Origin of the sequence: Geobacillus sp. C56-T3, assembly GCF_000092445.1 — a bacterium.
Classification (GTDB): domain Bacteria; phylum Bacillota; class Bacilli; order Bacillales; family Anoxybacillaceae; genus Geobacillus; species Geobacillus thermoleovorans.
Genome location: NC_014206.1, coordinates 49,485 through 67,676 on the forward strand (window position 1 = coordinate 49,485; position 18,192 = coordinate 67,676).

General features: G+C 52.6%; 16 protein-coding genes and 1 pseudogene. All 17 read left to right on the forward strand.

Annotated elements, in window-relative coordinates; genetic code table 11:
• Positions 1–68: 68 nt before the first annotated feature.
• The 17 genes and pseudogenes from yabG to mazG all read left to right on the forward strand — a co-directional run bounded on the left by yabG (position 69) and on the right by mazG (position 18,182).
• The gene (yabG, locus tag GC56T3_RS00225) at positions 69–968 is read left to right on the forward strand and encodes a sporulation peptidase YabG (RefSeq protein WP_012820440.1); all 900 of its coding nucleotides are present in this window, start codon (positions 69–71) and stop codon (positions 966–968) included.
• 272 nt (positions 969–1,240) lie between these two features.
• Positions 1,241–2,604: pseudogene (locus GC56T3_RS00230) on the forward strand (ISLre2 family transposase).
• 259 nt (positions 2,605–2,863) lie between these two features.
• Positions 2,864–3,121, forward strand: a complete 258-nt coding sequence (veg, locus tag GC56T3_RS00235; RefSeq protein WP_011229553.1) for a biofilm formation stimulator Veg — start codon at positions 2,864–2,866, stop codon at positions 3,119–3,121.
• Between the two features lie 272 nt (positions 3,122–3,393).
• Complete coding sequence (locus GC56T3_RS00240; RefSeq protein ID WP_013143961.1) at positions 3,394–3,573, forward strand: small, acid-soluble spore protein, alpha/beta type; 180 nt, start codon at positions 3,394–3,396, stop codon at positions 3,571–3,573.
• Between the two features lie 223 nt (positions 3,574–3,796).
• Positions 3,797–4,669, forward strand: coding sequence for a 4-(cytidine 5'-diphospho)-2-C-methyl-D-erythritol kinase (gene ispE, locus GC56T3_RS00250; protein ID WP_013143962.1), 873 nt, complete (start codon positions 3,797–3,799; stop codon positions 4,667–4,669).
• A 55-nt stretch (positions 4,670–4,724) separates the two neighbouring features.
• Positions 4,725–5,546 carry a pur operon repressor gene (gene purR, locus GC56T3_RS00255; protein ID WP_013143963.1) on the forward strand — a complete coding sequence of 274 codons (822 nt, stop codon included), beginning with the start codon at positions 4,725–4,727 and terminating at the stop codon, positions 5,544–5,546.
• A gap of 43 nt (positions 5,547–5,589) precedes the next feature.
• Positions 5,590–5,964, forward strand: a complete 375-nt coding sequence (locus GC56T3_RS00260; protein WP_011229557.1) for a RidA family protein — start codon at positions 5,590–5,592, stop codon at positions 5,962–5,964.
• Positions 5,965–6,091: 127 nt separating this feature from the next.
• Positions 6,092–6,382 (forward strand): septation regulator SpoVG, encoded by a 291-nt coding sequence (spoVG, locus tag GC56T3_RS00265; protein WP_003247437.1) that lies wholly within the window; start codon positions 6,092–6,094, stop codon positions 6,380–6,382.
• Positions 6,383–6,514: 132 nt separating this feature from the next.
• Positions 6,515–7,891 carry a bifunctional UDP-N-acetylglucosamine diphosphorylase/glucosamine-1-phosphate N-acetyltransferase GlmU gene (glmU, locus tag GC56T3_RS00270; protein ID WP_012820444.1) on the forward strand — a complete coding sequence of 459 codons (1,377 nt, stop codon included), beginning with the start codon at positions 6,515–6,517 and terminating at the stop codon, positions 7,889–7,891.
• 12 nt (positions 7,892–7,903) lie between these two features.
• Entirely contained in the window at positions 7,904–8,851 is a 948-nt protein-coding gene (locus GC56T3_RS00275) for a ribose-phosphate diphosphokinase (protein ID WP_012820445.1), read from the forward strand.
• Positions 8,852–8,928: 77 nt separating this feature from the next.
• Complete coding sequence (locus GC56T3_RS00280; protein WP_012820446.1) at positions 8,929–9,561, forward strand: 50S ribosomal protein L25/general stress protein Ctc; 633 nt, start codon at positions 8,929–8,931, stop codon at positions 9,559–9,561.
• A gap of 60 nt (positions 9,562–9,621) precedes the next feature.
• The gene (pth, locus tag GC56T3_RS00285) at positions 9,622–10,182 is read left to right on the forward strand and encodes an aminoacyl-tRNA hydrolase (RefSeq protein ID WP_013143964.1); all 561 of its coding nucleotides are present in this window, start codon (positions 9,622–9,624) and stop codon (positions 10,180–10,182) included.
• Positions 10,183–10,293: 111 nt separating this feature from the next.
• Positions 10,294–10,524, forward strand: a complete 231-nt coding sequence (locus GC56T3_RS00290) for an anti-sigma-F factor Fin family protein (RefSeq protein ID WP_011229562.1) — start codon at positions 10,294–10,296, stop codon at positions 10,522–10,524.
• Between the two features lie 89 nt (positions 10,525–10,613).
• Positions 10,614–14,147, forward strand: coding sequence for a transcription-repair coupling factor (mfd, locus tag GC56T3_RS00295; RefSeq protein WP_013143965.1), 3,534 nt, complete (start codon positions 10,614–10,616; stop codon positions 14,145–14,147).
• 207 nt (positions 14,148–14,354) lie between these two features.
• Positions 14,355–14,891, forward strand: a complete 537-nt coding sequence (gene spoVT / locus GC56T3_RS00300; protein ID WP_011229564.1) for a stage V sporulation protein T — start codon at positions 14,355–14,357, stop codon at positions 14,889–14,891.
• A gap of 273 nt (positions 14,892–15,164) precedes the next feature.
• Positions 15,165–16,715 (forward strand): oligosaccharide flippase family protein, encoded by a 1,551-nt coding sequence (locus tag GC56T3_RS00305; protein ID WP_013143966.1) that lies wholly within the window; start codon positions 15,165–15,167, stop codon positions 16,713–16,715.
• Positions 16,716–16,721: 6 nt separating this feature from the next.
• Complete coding sequence (gene mazG / locus GC56T3_RS00310; protein ID WP_012820450.1) at positions 16,722–18,182, forward strand: nucleoside triphosphate pyrophosphohydrolase; 1,461 nt, start codon at positions 16,722–16,724, stop codon at positions 18,180–18,182.
• Positions 18,183–18,192: the final 10 nt, after the last annotated feature.

Here is an 18,192-nt window from a genome sequence, read left to right on the forward strand (position 1 = left end):
TCTATCACCTATTGTCCGCACGTGCATATCGTATGGATGACAACGATTATGCAATGGAGTGAGCGGTGATGGACGTCATTAAAATCGGCGATATTGTCGCCCGCAAGTCTTACCAATGTGATTTATTGTTCCGAGTGATTGATATTAAAGAAAAAAACGGCGAGTGGGAAGCGATTTTGTATGGTGAAGATGTGCGCCTCGTCGCGGACGCTCCGTGCAGCGATTTAGTCGTCATCGATGAGCAGGAGCAACAGGAACGGAAAAAGCGGGAAATCGAGCTGATCGAACAATCGTATCGGCTTTTTCGCCAAGATTATCAGGCGATCAAGCAAAAAGTCGAATATCGGGCGACCGGCGGATACCGGGTGGAGAAAGATTTTTTTCAAATTCCGGGGCGCGTCCTCCATTTGGATGGCGACCCGTTATATTTGCGCAAATGTATGGATTTGTATGAGCGGATCGGCGTGCCGGTGCACGGCATTTACTGCGAGGAAAGCGAAATGCCGGAAAAAGTTGGCTACTGGATCGAGCAGTTTCGCCCTGATATTTTAGTCATCACCGGGCATGATTCGTATTCGAAGTCAAAAGGAAAGGTGCATGAGTTAAAAGCGTACCGCCATTCGCGCCATTTTGTGCAAACGGTGAAAGAGGCGCGCAAAAAAGTGCCCCATTTGGACCAACTGATCATTTTCGCCGGCGCCTGCCAGTCGCACTTTGAGTCGCTCATCCGCGCTGGGGCGAATTTTGCCAGTTCACCAGCGCGGGTGAACATTCATGCTCTGGACCCCGTCTATATCGTTTCGCGCCTCAGCTTCACCCCGTTCACCGAAACGGTCGACGTATGGGATGTGTTGCGCAACACGTTAACCGGGGAAAAGGGGCTTGGTGGGGTGGAAACGAAAGGCGTGCTCCGCACCGGGATGCCGTTTCGCCTCATTGAGGATCGAGAGGAAAACCGCCGCAGTTGATGGGCGGTTTTTTCTATACGTCCGTCGCATTTTTTTACAAAAAAGTTCCACATCACACATAAAAAGAAGGATATTGTAGAAAAGTGTGAGTAAAATATTTGTGGGTGACATTCCGAAATGATCCCCGACGAGGGTTGCGAACTTTTGTTCGCGACGCTCGTCGGGGCCACCAAGCGAAGCGCGGTAGAAAAAGCAAATGTCGTGAAAAAAGGACTCTCTCCCTGCTATGATGGTGATTGGCAAACCAACCGAAAACAGGAGGGAGAGAGTCCATGAAACATCTTACCACAGAATGGCTTTTATTAAAAGAGCTGGAGGAGCAATTCGTCAGAACTCTTCAAAAGGTGTTCGCTGTCTTGTTGGCGGCCCTTTTGGAGGAGATCGATCCACAACTGGCGGAAGCGCGGGACAAGCGCCGGCATCAGCTGAAAGACAAACGGCCGACTACGATCCAAACGCTGTTTGGGGAAGTGACATTCCGACGGAACGACTACTATGATCGGCAAACGGGGGCGTATACGTTCTTGCTGGATGCCGAACTGGGCTTTGATGGAGCCCAATCGATCAGCCCTTGCCTCGAGGAAACGGCGGTCGAGTTGGCCGTAGAGTGCTCTTCCTACCGCAAAGCGGCTCGCACGCTGGAGTCGATCGTGGGGTATACGGTCATGAGTCACGAGGCGATTCGCCGGTTGGTGCTCGAGGCCCCTGTCTCGCTGCACCACCCTGTTTCCAAACGGCACGGCCGAGTGCTGTTTGTGGAGGCGGATGGGCTGTTCATTTCCCGCCAGGGGAAAGGGAAACGGGCGAAAGAAGAGAAAATCCTGGCGATTCACGAGGGATGGAAACGAAACGGTTCGCAGCTTGAGCTGGTAAACCGGCGCCACTACCTCCATGAAGGGGCGGGAGACGTGTGGGAACGGTTTGAAGAGTGGCTGATGAACGAATATGCCTATGATCCGTGCCGGGACCTTTTGATCATCAACGGCGACGCGGCGTCGTGGATCACGGCCTGCCGGGAGTATTTTGGGAAGCGGGCGTGCTTTCAGCTGGATCGATTTCATGTGGCGCGGGAGCTGCGTCAGTGTCTGTCCGGCCATCCGCGTTGGCGGGAGGTGCGGAAGAAGCTGGCGAAACAAGACGAAGAGGGGCTTCTGGTGGAGCTGAACAGCGCGGTCGGTACGTTGGAGGACGAAGCGAAAGAGAAGCAGATGGCTGCCATGATCCGCCGGATCGAGTCGATGCCGGGATGCATCCGGGACTATCGGGAGTGGCTGTCGGAGCAAGGGTGGAGACGACCGGCATGCGTCCGATGGGCCACGCCGAGAGCGTGATGAGCCGGTTTGCGCATCGGGTGAAATCCCGCCGCAGCTGGAAAGACCAAGGGCTTCGGGCGTTTCTGAGGGCGATGGCGGCCCGAATCGACGGGATCGGGTGGAGAAAGGGACGGTGGGAGGAGCAAGAGCCCCAGTCGGCCGTCTCGGCCTCAACAAAGTCCAAGCGGATCGAACAGGCCAAACGGAAGGCCGGACGGTTATGGGCAGATGTGGTGCGTCAGAATCTACCGTGTCTGCAGCGGTCATCCGGGACGCCGATCCATCAAGCGTTGTCGGCGCTCCGGGATGGTGGTTGGGTGTAAAAAAATGGAATATCGTATCATCGCCTCAAGATGAGGGATGAGAGTCCGAAAGCGCTTACGATATTAATTCCTGAAAATGGTTCGCTAACTAGTGATTGACAACGCCCGTAGTGAACCGAAAAAATGTTCTCCACAAAGTCTTGACTGACTCTGTAGAAAAATATACATTGACAGAAATAAAAACGCCCTGATATAATTTTTATTTTTTGACTTTAGACATCATCTTTGTTATAATTACAAATAGTGAGGTGGATGATGAATGCCAAAGACTTTATCCGATATTAAAAAAACGCTGGATTCCAATATCGGGAAACGGTTGACGCTGCGGGCCAACGGCGGACGCAGAAAAATGATTGAGCGTTGTGGTATTTTGGCGGAAACATATCCATCCGTATTTGTCATTGAGCTGGATCAAAAAGAGAATTCGTTTGAACGCGTATCGTTCAGCTATGCCGACGTATTGACAGAGACGGTAAAGTTGACGTTTTGGGATGATGAGCAAGCAGGGGGGCAGTAGACAGATTTGTTTGCTGCTTTTTTGCTTTTTGTTTTTTGTTTTTTGTTTTTTGTTTTGTCATAAATAGGTGACGTGAACTACTCCCACTTCGCTTTGCTTGAAGCGGGAGTTTTCTTTCGGAACTATGATAAAACCGCCCCCTTTATTTCATACTAAAACTGCCGCAGCCGCCTTTTGCCCGGCCAAATGCAAAGCCGGCTTGTTGATGCGCCGGCGGGTTGCCAAACGTTTCATGCCATAGCGCCAATGAACATGGAAAGGGGGTGCTGACATTGGGTCGACGCCGCGGGATTATGTCGCAACGCTTGAAAGAAGAGCTGGCGAAAGAGTTGGGCTTTTACGATGTCGTGCAACGTGAGGGGTGGGGCGCCATCCGCGCGAAAGACGCAGGAAACATGGTCAGATTGGCGATTGAACGGGCGGAGCGGCAGCTGGCCGGAACAACGGAATAGCGCCGGCAGCGGGGCGTGTTGCGGCGAGGGTGTCCCGCGAACGGGGCGCCCTTTTTTTTGCATACATATATTGTTTGGCGTCGTCGCCAGAACATGGTAATATGATAAAATGGGTTGACGAAAGAAAGGCGGATGAGACGGGGCAAAGACGGCGGAGACGGAAAGCAGCCGATGGATGCCGATCCGCTTATTCATGATTGCGCGTGGAAGTAGGTGAGGATGAGTGAGGTTGTCGATAAAAGCGCCGGCGAAAATCAATTTGTCACTCGACGTTCTTTATAAGCGCCCGGATGGTTACCATGAAGTGAAAATGGTGATGACGACGATCGATTTGGCCGATCGCATTGAGCTTGTCGCGTTGCCGGAGGAAGATGCGATCCGCATCGTTTCGCAAAACCGCTTTGTGCCCGATGATTGCCGCAACTTGGCGTATCAGGCGGCGAAGCTTCTTAAAGAGACGTTTTCGATCCGCCAAGGGGTGGCCATTTCGATTACGAAGCATATTCCGGTGGCCGCTGGATTGGCGGGAGGAAGTAGCGATGCGGCGGCGACGCTGCGCGGGTTGAACAAGCTTTGGCAGCTCGGATTAACGATGGATGAACTGGCAGAGCTCGGGGCGAAAATCGGCTCGGATGTCGCTTTTTGCGTCTACGGCGGAACCGCCTTGGCGACGGGGCGCGGGGAAATCATCACTCCGATCGCTTCACCGCCGCCGTGCTGGGTTGTGCTGGCCAAGCCCCCGATCGGTGTATCGACGGCGGAAGTGTACCGAAACTTGGAACTTGAGCGTGTCAGCCATCCGGATGTCGATGCGATGGTGAGAGCGATCGAGCGGCAAGATTATGCGGCGATCTGCCGGTTGGTCGGCAACGTTCTTGAGGAAGTGACGTTGAAAAAATATCCGGAAGTCGCGCATATTAAAGAACAAATGAAGCGGTTTGGCGCTGATGCGGTGCTGATGAGCGGCAGCGGGCCGACCGTGTTTGGACTGATCGAGCACGATTCCAGAATGCAGCGGGTATACAATGGGTTGCGCGGCTTTTGTGACCAAGTGTTTGCGGTGAGAATGTTAGGAGAACGACATTCTCTTGATTAAACACGTACATTTTTGTTAAAATATATTTATAATATTCGGTTTCAGGAGGTCGGCTATGAAGCTAAGGCGAAGCGGCCGTTTAGTTGATATGACGCATTATCTTCTTGAACGGCCACATCAGCTCATTCCGCTTACATTTTTTGCCGAGCGGTACGAATCGGCCAAATCGTCGATCAGCGAAGATTTGGCCATCATTAAGCAGACGTTCGAGCAGCAAGGAATCGGAACCGTTCGGACGCTGCCCGGCGCTGCCGGCGGCGTGCAATACATTCCAAAAATGGATGCTGAGGAAGCGGAAGAAGTGGTTGCGTATTTGTGTGAACAACTGTCGCGTCCGGATCGGCTTCTTCCCGGTGGATATTTGTATATGACCGACATTCTTGGCGATCCCCGTATTATGAACAAAATCGGCCGCCTTTATGCGTCGATGTTTGCCGACCGTCCGGTGGATGTCGTCATGACGATCGCCACCAATGGGATTCCGTTCGCGTATGCCATCGCCAACTTTTTGTATGTGCCCGTTGTCATCGTCCGCCATGACAATAAAGTGACGGAAGGACCGATGGTGAGCATCAATTACGTATCCGGCTCGTCCAAACGCATCCAAACGATGGTCCTATCGAAGCGCAGCTTAGCGGAAGGAGCCAATGTGCTCATCGTCGACGATTTTATGAAGGCGGGGGGTACAATCAACGGCATGATCAGTTTGCTTCAGGAGTTTAACGGCAATGTCTCCGGCATTGGCGTGCTCGTGGAGTCGGAAGAGGCAAAAGAGCGATTGGTCGATGAATACATTTCGCTCGTCAAACTGTCCGAGGTGGATGCAAAAGAAAAGAGGATCTCTGTTAAGGAAGGCAATTACAAAGCGTTTTTGTAGCAGCTTGCTGCTTGACATAAAAATCAAGAAAGGAGACTGGCTCATGAGAAAAGTAGAGACAACGAAGGCGCCGCAAGCGATCGGCCCGTATTCGCAAGGCATCATCGTCAACAACATGTTTTACAGCTCGGGGCAAATCCCGCTCACCCCAGAAGGGGAACTGGTGAAAGGCGACATTCAGGCGCAGACGCATCAAGTGTTCCAAAACTTGAAAGCCGTATTGGAAGCGGCCGGAGCTTCGCTCGATACAGTGGTGAAAACGACCGTATTTTTAAAAAATATGGATGATTTCGCGGCGATGAATGAAGTGTACAGCCAATACTTCCCGAACCATAAGCCGGCGCGCTCATGCGTGGAAGTAGCCCGGCTGCCGAAAGATGTCCTTGTCGAAATTGAAGTCGTTGCCCTCGTTCCGTAATGATTAGCCCCACTTTTTCCCTACATAAAAATTTATAAAAAATTTTTCGAAAAAAAAGAAGGAAATGACTCGAACACGTGGAATTAATTACATCGAGTCTCATATAGGGGAAAAGGTGGTGAGCAAAATGGAAGTGACAGACGTAAGATTACGCCGCGTCAATACCGAAGGACGGATGAAAGCGATCGCCTCCATTACGTTGGACAACGAGTTCGTCGTCCATGACATCCGCGTCATCGACGGAAACAATGGGCTGTTTGTCGCGATGCCGAGCAAGCGCACACCAGATGGGGAGTTCCGTGATATCGCTCATCCGATCAATTCCGCCACGCGCGGGAAAATCCAGGAGGCGATCCTCGCTGAATATCACCGCCTCGGGAAGTTGGAAGAAGAACTTGAAGAAGCTGGCGCTTCGTAAACATATGAAAGGGAGCTTAGGTGAAATTCACCAAGCTCTCTATTTTTTTGGCAACCGCATTGTTTCCTTGAAAAGTGCCACTGATTCATATATATTCAATTATGGATAAAAGGGTAATTGGAGGCCTTTCACATGAAGCGATATGCGGTCATTTTGGCGGCCGGACAAGGGACGAGGATGAAATCAAAGTGGTATAAAGTGCTTCATCCCGTTTGCGGCAAGCCAATGGTTCAGCACGTCATCGACCAAGTGTCGAAGCTCGGGGTGGAAAAAACGATTGCGGTAGTGGGATTTGGGGCGGAACAAGTGAAAGAACAGCTCGGCTCCCAGTGTGAATATGCCCTGCAGGAGGAGCAACTCGGGACGGCGCATGCAGTCATGCAGGCGGCTCCGCATTTGCGCGGCCTTGAAGGAGTGACGATTGTCGTCTGTGGGGATACGCCGCTCATCACCGCTGAGACGATGGAGACGCTCGTCGAGCATCATATGGCCGCCAAGGCGAAGGCGACCGTATTGACGGCCATCGCTGATGATCCGTCCGGATATGGCCGCATTGTCCGCAACCAGGCTGGCCATGTCGAGAAAATTGTCGAACATAAGGATGCGAGCGAGCAAGAGCGGAACATTCGCGAGATTAACACGGGAATCTATTGCTTTGACAACCAGACATTGTTTCAAGCGCTTACAAAAGTGACCAACCACAACGCTCAAGGTGAATATTATTTAACGGATGTGATTGAAATTATCAAAGCGGACGGCGGCGTTGTATCCGCCTATCAGGCGCCGTCGTTTGAGGAAACGATCGGCGTAAACGACCGCATCGCCCTCGCCGAAGCGGAGCGGATCATGCGTGCTCGAATTTGCCGTCAGCATATGAAAAACGGGGTCACGATCATCGATCCGGCTTCCACTTATATTTCCGCCGAGGCGATGATCGGACGCGACACGGTCATTTACCCCGGCACGGTGATTGAAGGCGAGACGGTGATCGGTGAAGACTGCGTCATTGGACCGAATTCGGAAATTAAAAATTGCTATATCGGCCATCGCACATCGATTCGCCATTCGGTCGCCCATGACAGTGAGATTGGTTCGGATGTGACGATCGGCCCGTTCGCCCATATTCGTCCGCTGTCAAAAATCGACGATGAGGTGCGGATCGGCAATTTCGTCGAGGTGAAAAAATCGACGTTTGGCAAAGGAAGCAAGGCGCCGCATTTGAGTTATATCGGCGATGCTGAAGTCGGCGCCGATGTCAATCTTGGCTGCGGGTCGATTACGGTCAACTACGACGGCGTGAATAAGCATATGACCAAAATCGAAGACGGGGCGTTTATCGGTTGCAATGTCAATTTGATTGCACCGGTTACGGTAGGACAAGGCGCTTACGTCGCCGCCGGATCGACGATCACGAATGACGTCCCCGGTCGCGCGCTCGCCATTGCCCGCGCCCGGCAAGTCAATAAAGAAAATTATGTCGATCGCCTGCCAGGCAAGAAAAAATCTTAGCGGAGGTCTATCATGTCTGACTGTCAGCATCAATTAAAATTGTTCGCTCTGAACTCGAACATGAAGTTGGCGAAGGAAATTGCAGAAGTCATGGGAATCGAGCTCGGCAAATGTTCCGTTTCCCGTTTCAGCGACGGGGAAATTCAAATCAACATTGAAGAAAGCATCCGCGGCGACGATGTGTTCGTCATTCAATCGACGAGCGTGCCGGTCAATGAGCATTTGATGGAGTTGCTTATCATGATCGACGCGCTAAAGCGCGCCTCGGCCCGCACGATCAATATCGTGATGCCGTATTACGGCTATGCCCGTCAAGACCGGAAAGCGCGTTCGCGCGAACCGATTACAGCGAAGCTGGTCGCCAACTTGCTCGAGACGGCCGGAGCGTCGCGCGTCATCACGCTTGATTTGCATGCCCCCCAAATTCAAGGATTTTTCGATATTCCAATCGATCATTTGATGGGTGTGCCCATTTTGGCGGATTATTTCAAAAGCAAACAATTGGAAGATATTGTCGTCGTCTCTCCGGACCATGGGGGTGTCACAAGGGCGCGCAAGCTCGCCGACCGCTTGAAAGCGCCGATTGCCATTATCGATAAGCGCCGGCCGAAGCCGAACGTGGCGGAAGTGATGAACATTGTCGGGCAAGTGGCGGGGAAAACGGCCATTTTGATTGATGACATTATCGATACGGCCGGCACGATTACGCTCGCGGCCAACGCTCTAGCGGAAAGCGGAGCGAAGGAAGTGTACGCGTGCTGCACCCATCCGGTGCTGTCTGGTCCAGCGATCGAGCGCATTCAAAGTTCCAAAATTAAGGAACTGGTCGTCACCAATTCAATTGCCTTGCCAGAAGAGAAAAAAATTGATAAAATTGTAGAGCTGTCGGTGGCTCCGCTTATTGCTGAAGCGATTACGCGCGTGTATGAAATGAAGTCTGTCAGCGTCCTGTTCGACTAACGCAAGAAAACATGTTTAGCCCTTCTTGTTTTAGGATAAAGTAGTCAATAGATTCTAATTCAGGAAGGTGAAGAAACATGGCGATTGTGTTGGAAGCGAAAGAACGCACAGACAAAAAACGTTCGACATTGCGGCGTATTCGTTCGCAAGGCGGCATTCCAGCGATTTTGTACGGCAAAAAAGTCGAAAACAAAATGATTTTCGTCAGCGCCGCTGAGCTGGAAAAAGTGCTTCGTGAAGGCGGACGCACAAGCTTGCTGACGCTGAAAGTCGGCGGCGAGGACTACTCGGTGTTGCTGCGCGAGATGCAGCGCGATCCGTTGCGTGGCGAGCTGCTTCACGCCGATTTTCAAGCGGTTGATCTATCGACAGAAGTTGATATTGACGTTGAAGTTCGCTTAGTGGGCGAGGCGCCTGGCGTGAAGGATGGCGGCGTGTTGCAGCAAAACTTGCATGAGCTGTCCATCCGCGTCCTGCCGGCGAACATTCCTCCAGTGATCGAAGTGGACATTTCCGGACTGCAAGTCGGTGATACCGTCACCGTTGGCGACGTGCAAACGGACGGCAAATTTGAAATCAATCATGAACCCTCCGAAGTGATCGCCACGATCTTGCCGCCGCAACAAGAGGAAGAAATCGATAGCGGCGAACAGCAAGAGGCAGGGCAGCCTGACGCTGCGGAAGGAAGAGAAACGACGCCAGAAGAGTGACAGACGTAACCGTTTCGGTTACGTCTTTTGTAGTATCATGCAAAGAGAGGAGCGCGAGGATTGAAGCTGTTTGTCGGGCTCGGCAATCCGGGCGAGGAGTATGAGCAAACAAGGCACAATGTCGGCTTTTTCGTCATCGACGAACTGGCGAAGCGCTGGAATGTATCGTTAAAAACCGCTAAATTTCGCGGCTTGTTCGGAACGGCGTCCGTTTCTGGCGAAAAAGTAGCATTATGCAAGCCGTTGACATATATGAATTTATCAGGAGAATGTGTTCGCCCACTTATGGATTACTACGACATTGCCATCGATGATGTCATCGTCATTTACGATGACCTCGATCTCCCGCCAGGGAAAATCCGCCTTCGCTTAAAAGGGAGTTCTGGCGGCCATAACGGCGTCAAATCGCTCATTCACCACCTTGGCACTGAGCAGTTTAAGCGCATCCGCATCGGCATCGGCCGGCCGACCGGCGGTCAGCCGGTCACGGACTACGTGCTTGGCCGCTTTACGGAAGAGGAGAAACCGGCGGTGGACAAAGCGGTGCTGCGGGCTGCCAATGCGTGTGAACAGGCGGTGAAGGCGCCATTTATTCAAGTGATGAATGATTTTAACGAGTGAATATTTTCCTCTGAACTGGTGCACAATGTGAGTACGGGAGGCGGTCGAAGCGTCGGCTTCGCCTGCCTTGTGGACGGAACAGCCCGGTGCCCAGTGAGGAGGTTGGCTTGAATGGCGCTACATTACTATTGCCGCCATTGCGGTGCAAAAGTCGGAACGATTGAGCAAATGCCGATATACAGCGAGAAACTGGGATTCCACCACTTAACGGAAGAGGAACGCCTCGAGATGATTTCGTATGAACCGAACGGTGACATTCATGTGAAAACGATTTGCGAAGACTGTCAAGAGGCGTTGGCGCGAAACCCGGAATGGCATCAATACGAAAAATTCATCCATTAAGGGCGGCTTTGGGCGACCAAAGCGTTTTTGCGTTTGCGAAAGAATAGTGAGACGGAAAGAAACTGGCGTTGAGAGGAGGGAGAATAGGGGTGCTTTCGTTGCATCGCTATTTAGCTGAAAACCAAGATGTCCGTACGATCATTGAAGGGCTCCATGTCCGTTTGAAGGAACAGCTTGTCGCCGGGCTGTCCGGATCGGCCCGGTCTGTTTTTATTTCCACGCTTTACAAGGAGACAGGCCGGCCGCTGTTAGTCGTGTCTCACAATTTGTTTCAGGCGCAAAAAATGTATGACGATCTCGTTTCGTTGCTCGGGCCGGAAGACGTGTTCCTTTATTCAATGAACGAAGTGATCGCCGCTGAGATGGCGGTCGCCAGCCCGGAGCTGAAGGCACAGCGCCTAGAGATTATGAACCATTGGGCGCAAGGCGGAAAAGGAGTTGTCGTCTGCCCGGTCGCCGGCTTGCGGCGTTTGTTGCCGCCGCCGTCGCTTTGGAAGCAGTATTTGTTCACCTTCTCCGTTGGACAAGAGTTCGATGTAGAACGTTGTAAACAGAAGTTTGTGCAAATGGGGTACAAACGGGTCGGCACCGTTTCCGCCCCCGGAGAGTTCAGCGTCCGCGGCGGCATCATCGACATTTATCCATTGACCGTTGAGCTTCCGTACCGCATCGAGCTGTTTGATACGGAAATCGAATCGATTCGGACGTTCACTCCTGACGACCAACGTTCGCAAGGGCAAATCGAGCGCATCATGATCGGGCCGGCCGATGAAATCATTCTCGATGGCGAGACGCGGCGCCGAGGAATCGAGCGGATTGAAGCGGGGCTTGCGTCGAGTTTGGAAACGATGAAAGATGAGGCCGCCAAACAGCGGATGTATGAACATATTCACGCTGAGCTTGAGCAATTGCGCGAGGGGCAGGAAATCGAGCAACAATATAAATATATGTCCCTTTTTTATGAAAAGGTTGCGAGTTTGCTAGATTACCTGCCAGAAGACGGCGTGCTGCTCATGGATGAAATGAGCCGGCTGCAAGAGGCGGCGGAACGGTTGGACCGCGAAGAGGCGGAATGGTATACGAGTTTGCTTGACGGCGGGAAAATGATTCATGGCGTGCCGCTTTCGCATTCGTTTTCTGAATTATTGCAAAAACATCGATTCCAGCGGGTATACTTATCGTTGTTTTTGCGCCATGTTCCGTATGCCCACCCACAAAACGTCGTCAATATTACGTGCAAACAGATGCAAAACTTCCATGGGCAAATGGCGCTTCTTCAATCCGAAGTCGAGCGGTGGGAAAAGGCAAACTATGCGGTCGTCTTTTTGGCGCCGAATGCAGAGCGGGTGAAAAAGCTGCAATCATTGCTTCAAGATTATGAGATTGACGCGCTGCCGCTCGCGCGCGATGCGGCTTTGCTGCATGGCAAATGCCAGCTCCTTGAAGGAGATTTAAATACCGGGTTTGAATTGCCGTTGCAAAAAATTGCCGTCATCACAGAAGAAGAGCTGTTCAAAAAACGGGTCAAACGCCCGGTGCGCCGGCAAAAGCTGTCCAACGCCGAGCGGATCAAAAGCTACGCCGAATTGCAAGTCGGCGACTACGTCGTCCATGTCAACCATGGCATCGGGAAATATTTAGGCATCGAGACGTTAGAAATCAACGGGGTGCATAAAGACTATATTCATATCCAGTACCAAGGCGGCGATACGCTGTATGTTCCGGTCGACCAAATCGATCAAGTGCAAAAATACGTCGGCTCGGAAGGGAAAGAACCAAAAATTTACAAACTCGGCGGTTCGGAATGGAAAAAGGTCAAAAAGAAAGTGGAATCATCCGTCCAGGATATTGCTGAAGATTTAATCAAGCTGTACGCCGAGCGTGAGGCAAGCAAAGGATATGCGTTTTCGCCGGACACCGAGATGCAGCGCGAATTTGAAGCGGCGTTTCCGTATCAAGAGACGGAAGATCAGCTTCGGTCGATTGAGGAAATTAAGCGTGATATGGAGAGCGACAAACCGATGGACCGCCTCCTTTGCGGCGACGTCGGCTACGGGAAGACGGAAGTGGCGTTGCGGGCGGCGTTTAAAGCCATTATGGACGGCAAACAAGTGGCCTTTCTTGTGCCGACGACGATCCTAGCCCAACAGCATTACGAAACGGTGCGCGAACGGTTTCAAGGGTTCCCAATCAACGTCGGACTGTTGAACCGCTTCCGGACGAAAAAGCAACAAGCCGAGATCATCAAAGGGCTAAAAGATGGGACGATCGATATGGTCATCGGAACGCATCGGCTGCTGTCGAAAGACGTGAAGTTTAAAGATTTAGGCTTGCTCATTATCGACGAGGAGCAACGGTTTGGCGTGGCGCATAAAGAAAAAATCAAGCAGCTGAAGGCGAACATCGACGTGCTCACCTTAACGGCGACGCCGATTCCGCGTACGTTGCATATGTCGATGATCGGCGTGCGCGATTTGTCGATCATCGAGACGCCGCCTGAAAACCGATTCCCGGTGCAAACGTATGTCATGGAATATACGCCCGAACTCGCCAAAGAGGCGATTGAACGTGAGCTCGCCCGCGACGGGCAGGTGTTTTTCCTTTACAACCATATTGAAGACATCGATTTGAAAGCGGAAGAAATCGCACAGCTTGTCCCGGAAGCGCGCGTCACTTACGTGCATGGCCGCATGTCGGAAACGGAGCTCGAATCGACCATTTTGGCGTTTTTGGAAGGGCAATACGATGTGCTGGTGACGACGACGATCATTGAAACGGGCATCGATATTCCGAATGTCAACACGCTCATCGTCTATGACGCCGACCGGATGGGATTGTCGCAGCTGTACCAGCTGCGCGGGCGCGTCGGCCGCTCCAACCGCGTCGCTTATGCGTATTTCACCTATCGGAAAGATAAAGTGCTCAATGAAGCGGCAGAAAAGCGGCTGCAAGCCATTAAAGAGTTTACCGAGCTCGGCTCTGGTTTTAAAATTGCCATGCGCGATTTGTCGATCCGCGGCGCGGGCAACATTCTCGGCGCCGAACAGCACGGCTTTATCGACTCGGTCGGATTCGATTTGTATTCGCAAATGTTGAAAGAAGCGATCGAGAAACGGCGCGGCATCAAGCGAGAAGACGAGCAGCCGGATGTCGTCATCGATGTCGAAGTCGACGCCTATATTCCGAGCACATACATTGCAGACGAGTTGCAAAAGATCGAGATGTACAAGCGATTTAAGGCAGTGGAGACGCTCGAAGACGTTGAGGCGCTGCGTGAGGAAATGGTCGACCGCTTCGGCGATTATCCAGATGAAGTTGCGTATTTGTTCCAAATTGCTGAGTTGAAGGTGTTGGCCAAGCAGCTTGGCGTCGAATCGATGAAGCAACATAAGCAGCAAATTGACATCTTGTTTACTGAACAGGCATCGAAAACGGTGGAAATCCAGCGTCTATCTGACATCGGACGCCGGCATGGCCGCTTATTCGGGTTTGGCATGGACGGAGCGAAGCTGAAAATTGTGCTCTATATCAAGGAAATGAAGCCGCACGAGTGGCTGATGATTTTAGAGGAGACGCTGCGGCGGCTGTCTGGGGTGGAAAATGAGAAGTCGGTGACGGCATAATCAAGAAAAAGTTTTATGATGTTTATCGTTTCCTGCATGTGGCGATAATGAAGGATGGGCAATTTTATCAAAATGGCCAAAATCACTTTCATCACGTATAGAACGTGGATTGTGAAGGATACTAATGACAACAATGGTGAATTCCCCATTGCAAGGGTTCATCGGAGTATCCTTCAAATCCTAGATGAAAGTGAGGGTATACAAGGCATGAAAGCAACCGGTATTGTTCGTCGCATTGATGATTTAGGGAGAGTTGTCATTCCGAAGGAAATTCGCAGAACGTTGCGCATTCGCGAAGGAGATCCACTCGAAATATTTGTTGACCGCGATGGAGAAGTCATTTTGAAAAAATATTCGCCGATCAGTGAATTAGGCGACTTTGCCAAAGAGTACGCCGAAGCGCTGTTTGACAGCCTCGGCCAGCCTGTGCTCATTTGCGACCGCGATGTATACATCGCTGTCGCCGGCGTTTCGAAAAAAGAGTATATGAACAAAAGCGTCAGCCCGTTGGTGGAAAAAGCCATGGAAGACCGCAATTCCATCCTCCATACGGAGGAAGGGGAAGTCGAGCTCGTTGACGGGATGACGGAAACGTTGAAGTCGTATACGATCGGCCCGATTGTCGCCAACGGCGATCCGATCGGAGCAGTCATCATTTTATCGCGCGAGAAAACGCTTGGTGAAGTGGAGCATAAAGCAGTAGAAACAGCCGCCAGCTTTTTGGCTCGACAAATGGAACAATAGGCGAAACAACAAGGCAGCTTCACAGGCTGCCTTTTTTTCCGCCCGGCAAATGGGGGCGAGATGCCTTGAATCCCGGAATCGCTTCCACATCCTGCTTTTTCGTCCGCCTGGCTTGCGGAACAGCGCATGAAGCCGTGCGAGTTGACCATCACCTTTGTCCAACAGGCGGAAGTTGCGCTATAATATCGAGCGTAGCCATCATGGCGCTTGGCGGCTTCTATCGCCCTCCGGCGTCTAGGTTGAGTGGGTTGTCTATGCGAGGGGAGAAACTGGATGGGAAACGTATGGAAAGGGGCGGCGATCTTAACGGCCGCCGCTTTGGCCGCGAAACTATTAAGCGCTTTGTACCGTGTTCCGTATCAAAATATGGTCGGGGACATTGGTTTTTATATTTACCAACAAGTGTACCCGATTTATGGCATCGTCGTCGCACTCTCGCTGACCGGCTACCCGGTTGCCGTCTCGAAGCTTGTCGCCGAGCGGTTGGCGGGACAGGATGAAGCGGGCGCTGCCGCTAGTGTGCGCGTCGCCTTGTTGGTGTTAAGCGTCCTTGGCGTCATCCTGTTTGCTTCGCTGTATCTAGGGGCGGGGGTGATTGCCTCGGCGATGGGCGATGGACGGCTTACGCCGCTCGTGCGCTTGCTTTCATTTTCGTTTTTGCTGTTTCCGCCCATCGCGTTGTTGCGTGGCTATTTCCAAGGGCGGCATGATATGACGCCGACGGCGGCGTCCCAAGTTGGCGAGCAATTCGTCCGGGTGACGGCGATTTTAGGGCTGTCGTATGGAGCGGTGCAGCGCGGCGCCGACGTCTATGCTTGCGGCATGGCAGCGGTCGCAGGGACGCTAGTAGGCATGGCGGCGGCGCTTTTCATTTTGCTTTTCTTCCTGTCCCGGCGTCGGCGGCTAAAAACGTCGGGCCGCACGCCGCCAGCTTGGGATCGACAGGTGGGCCGGCGTTTATTGACGGCGGGGACGGTCATTTGCTTGACGAATATGGCGTTGACGCTGATTCCACTCGTCGATTCATTTTTATTCGTTCCGCTTCTACAGGAAGCGGGGGCAAGGCTCGATGAGGTGCAGCGGCTAAAAGGAGTGTACGACCGCGGTCAGCCGCTCATTCAGCTCGGCACGGTCGTCGGCACGTCGTTTTCATTGGCGCTTGTTCCACTTCTTTCCGGAGCGCGCCGCCAAGGTGCCGTTTTCGCCTATGGAGCGCTGTCCATCCGGCTTGCCGTTGTCATTGGGCTTGGTGCTTCGTTAGGGCTCATTTGCCTCATTCGACCGATCAATGCGATGTTGTTCGAGAATGACTACGGTTCGTCGGTTCTCGCCGTCTTGTCCTCCTCTGTCTTTTTTACTACGATCGCGTTGACCGCCTCTGCATTATTGCAAGGAATGGGGAGGGAATGGACGGCCGCTGCCGGCGTGGCGTTGGCAGTGGCGGGGAAGGCCGCGCTTATGCATTGGCTTGCTCCGCGGTTTGGAGCGCTTGGCGCCGCCGCGGCGACGACGGGTGCTTATGCGCTCATGGCAGGCTTTTTATGCGCCTTTTTGCCGCGTGAATATCGGACGGCGGGCCGGAAATACATGTACCCAACCGTGAAAGCGGCCGCTATGATGGCCGTCGTCTTGCATGGGTATAGGTGGCTGATGGACAGCTCGAGCGAGGGGCGGCTATGGGCGGCTGCCGAGGCGCTTGGCGGCGTTGCCATCGGTGCTGTCGTTTACCTTGCGTGTATTGTGAAAGGACATGTTTTTTCTGAACAGGAGTTGGCAGCTCTCCCATTGGCTAATAAATTCCGTCTACGATTAGGAGGCAGGTGATCGGCGATGAATACGATTTATGTGTTCGGCCTCGGCGCCGGAGATGTAAAACAGCTGCCGATCGGTGTGTACCGAAAGCTAAAGCGGGCGCATCCGCTCTTTTTGCGGACGAAAGAACACCCGGTGGTCAAATGGCTTACGGAGGAAGGGATTGCGTTTACGTCATTTGATGAAGTGTATGAAAAACACGAGCAGTTTGCTGATGTGTACGCTGACATCGTTGATCAATTGACGGAACAGGCGAAGCGCGGCGATGTGTTTTACGCTGTTCCCGGCCATCCGCTTGTTGCCGAGCGGACGGTGCAGCTTCTTTTCGAAGCTGAGCGGCGCGGCGTCTGCCGAATCGTGATCGAAGGTGGTCAAAGCTTTTTGGATGCGCTGTTTACGGCGGTGCGCATCGATCCAATTGAAGGGTTTCAGTTGCTTGATGCGACGACTTTTCGAGGAGAAGAATGGTCGCCTTCACTGCATGCTGTTTTTTGTCAAGTGTACGATTCGTTTGTGGCCTCGAACGTGAAGCTTTCTTTGATGGAGCAGCTTCCCGACGATTACCCGATCTACATTGTCACCGCGGCAGGCACGAAGGACGAGCAAGTAAAGCGCGTGCCGCTTTATGAGTTGGACCGCGAGACGGGGCTTGACAACTTGACAAGCGTCTACGTGCCGCCGGTGAAGGACGAGCCGTTGCTTTACCACCGGTTTGAGACGCTGCGCCGCGTCATCGCCACGCTGAGAGGGCCGAACGGCTGTCCATGGGATCGGAAGCAGACGCATGCGTCGCTGAAGCGCTATTTGCTTGAGGAGGCGTATGAGCTGCTCGAGGCGATTGACGAGGGTGACGATGATCATATGGTCGAGGAGCTTGGCGACGTATTGCTGCAAGTGATGCTCCATGCGCAAATCGGCGCCGACCGAGGGTTGTTTTCGATCGACGACGTCATCCGCACGCTGACGGCGAAAATGATCCGACGCCACCCGCATGTGTTTGGCGATGTCACGGCCGAGACGGCCGAACAAGTCGTTGCCAACTGGGAGAAGATCAAGGAGAAAGAAAAAGGAGGCGGGCTTTCGGAATCGATTCTTGCCGACATTCCGAAAAGTCTGCCGGGGACGATGCGGGCGTACGAGCTGCAGAAACGAGCGGCGAAAGTCGGGTTTGACTGGGATGATGCCGCGCCGATATGGCAAAAAGTCGAAGAAGAAATGGCCGAGTTTCGAGCCGAAACGTCCGGCGGCCGTCGCGATCGGCTTGTCGGCGAGTTTGGCGATCTATTGTTCGCGCTCATCAACCTTGCCCGTTATTACGGGATTCAACCGGAAGAAGCGTTGCAAATGGCCAACGACAAATTTGCCCGCCGTTTCGCTTATATCGAGGAACAAGTGCGAAAAAGCGGCCGATCGATCACCTCGTTTTCGCTTGCCGAACTCGATCGTTTTTGGGAAGAAGCCAAAGAAAACGAACGGTAAGGGGGATCAT

What these genes read in the sequence shown, in the direction of transcription:
- veg (WP_011229553.1), top strand. Translation starts at nt 2,864, where the DNA reads ATGCCAAAGACTTTATCCGATATTAAAAAAACGCTGGATTCCAATATC.
- GC56T3_RS00260 (WP_011229557.1), top strand. Translation starts at nt 5,590, where the DNA reads ATGAGAAAAGTAGAGACAACGAAGGCGCCGCAAGCGATCGGCCCGTAT.
- mazG (WP_012820450.1), top strand. Translation starts at nt 16,722, where the DNA reads ATGAATACGATTTATGTGTTCGGCCTCGGCGCCGGAGATGTAAAACAG.
- spoVG (WP_003247437.1), top strand. Translation starts at nt 6,092, where the DNA reads ATGGAAGTGACAGACGTAAGATTACGCCGCGTCAATACCGAAGGACGG.
- GC56T3_RS00290 (WP_011229562.1), top strand. Translation starts at nt 10,294, where the DNA reads ATGGCGCTACATTACTATTGCCGCCATTGCGGTGCAAAAGTCGGAACG.
- GC56T3_RS00275 (WP_012820445.1), top strand. Translation starts at nt 7,904, where the DNA reads ATGTCTGACTGTCAGCATCAATTAAAATTGTTCGCTCTGAACTCGAAC.
- GC56T3_RS00280 (WP_012820446.1), top strand. Translation starts at nt 8,929, where the DNA reads ATGGCGATTGTGTTGGAAGCGAAAGAACGCACAGACAAAAAACGTTCG.
- yabG (WP_012820440.1), top strand. Translation starts at nt 69, where the DNA reads ATGGACGTCATTAAAATCGGCGATATTGTCGCCCGCAAGTCTTACCAA.
- GC56T3_RS00305 (WP_013143966.1), top strand. Translation starts at nt 15,165, where the DNA reads ATGGGAAACGTATGGAAAGGGGCGGCGATCTTAACGGCCGCCGCTTTG.
- purR (WP_013143963.1), top strand. Translation starts at nt 4,725, where the DNA reads ATGAAGCTAAGGCGAAGCGGCCGTTTAGTTGATATGACGCATTATCTT.
- spoVT (WP_011229564.1), top strand. Translation starts at nt 14,355, where the DNA reads ATGAAAGCAACCGGTATTGTTCGTCGCATTGATGATTTAGGGAGAGTT.
- glmU (WP_012820444.1), top strand. Translation starts at nt 6,515, where the DNA reads ATGAAGCGATATGCGGTCATTTTGGCGGCCGGACAAGGGACGAGGATG.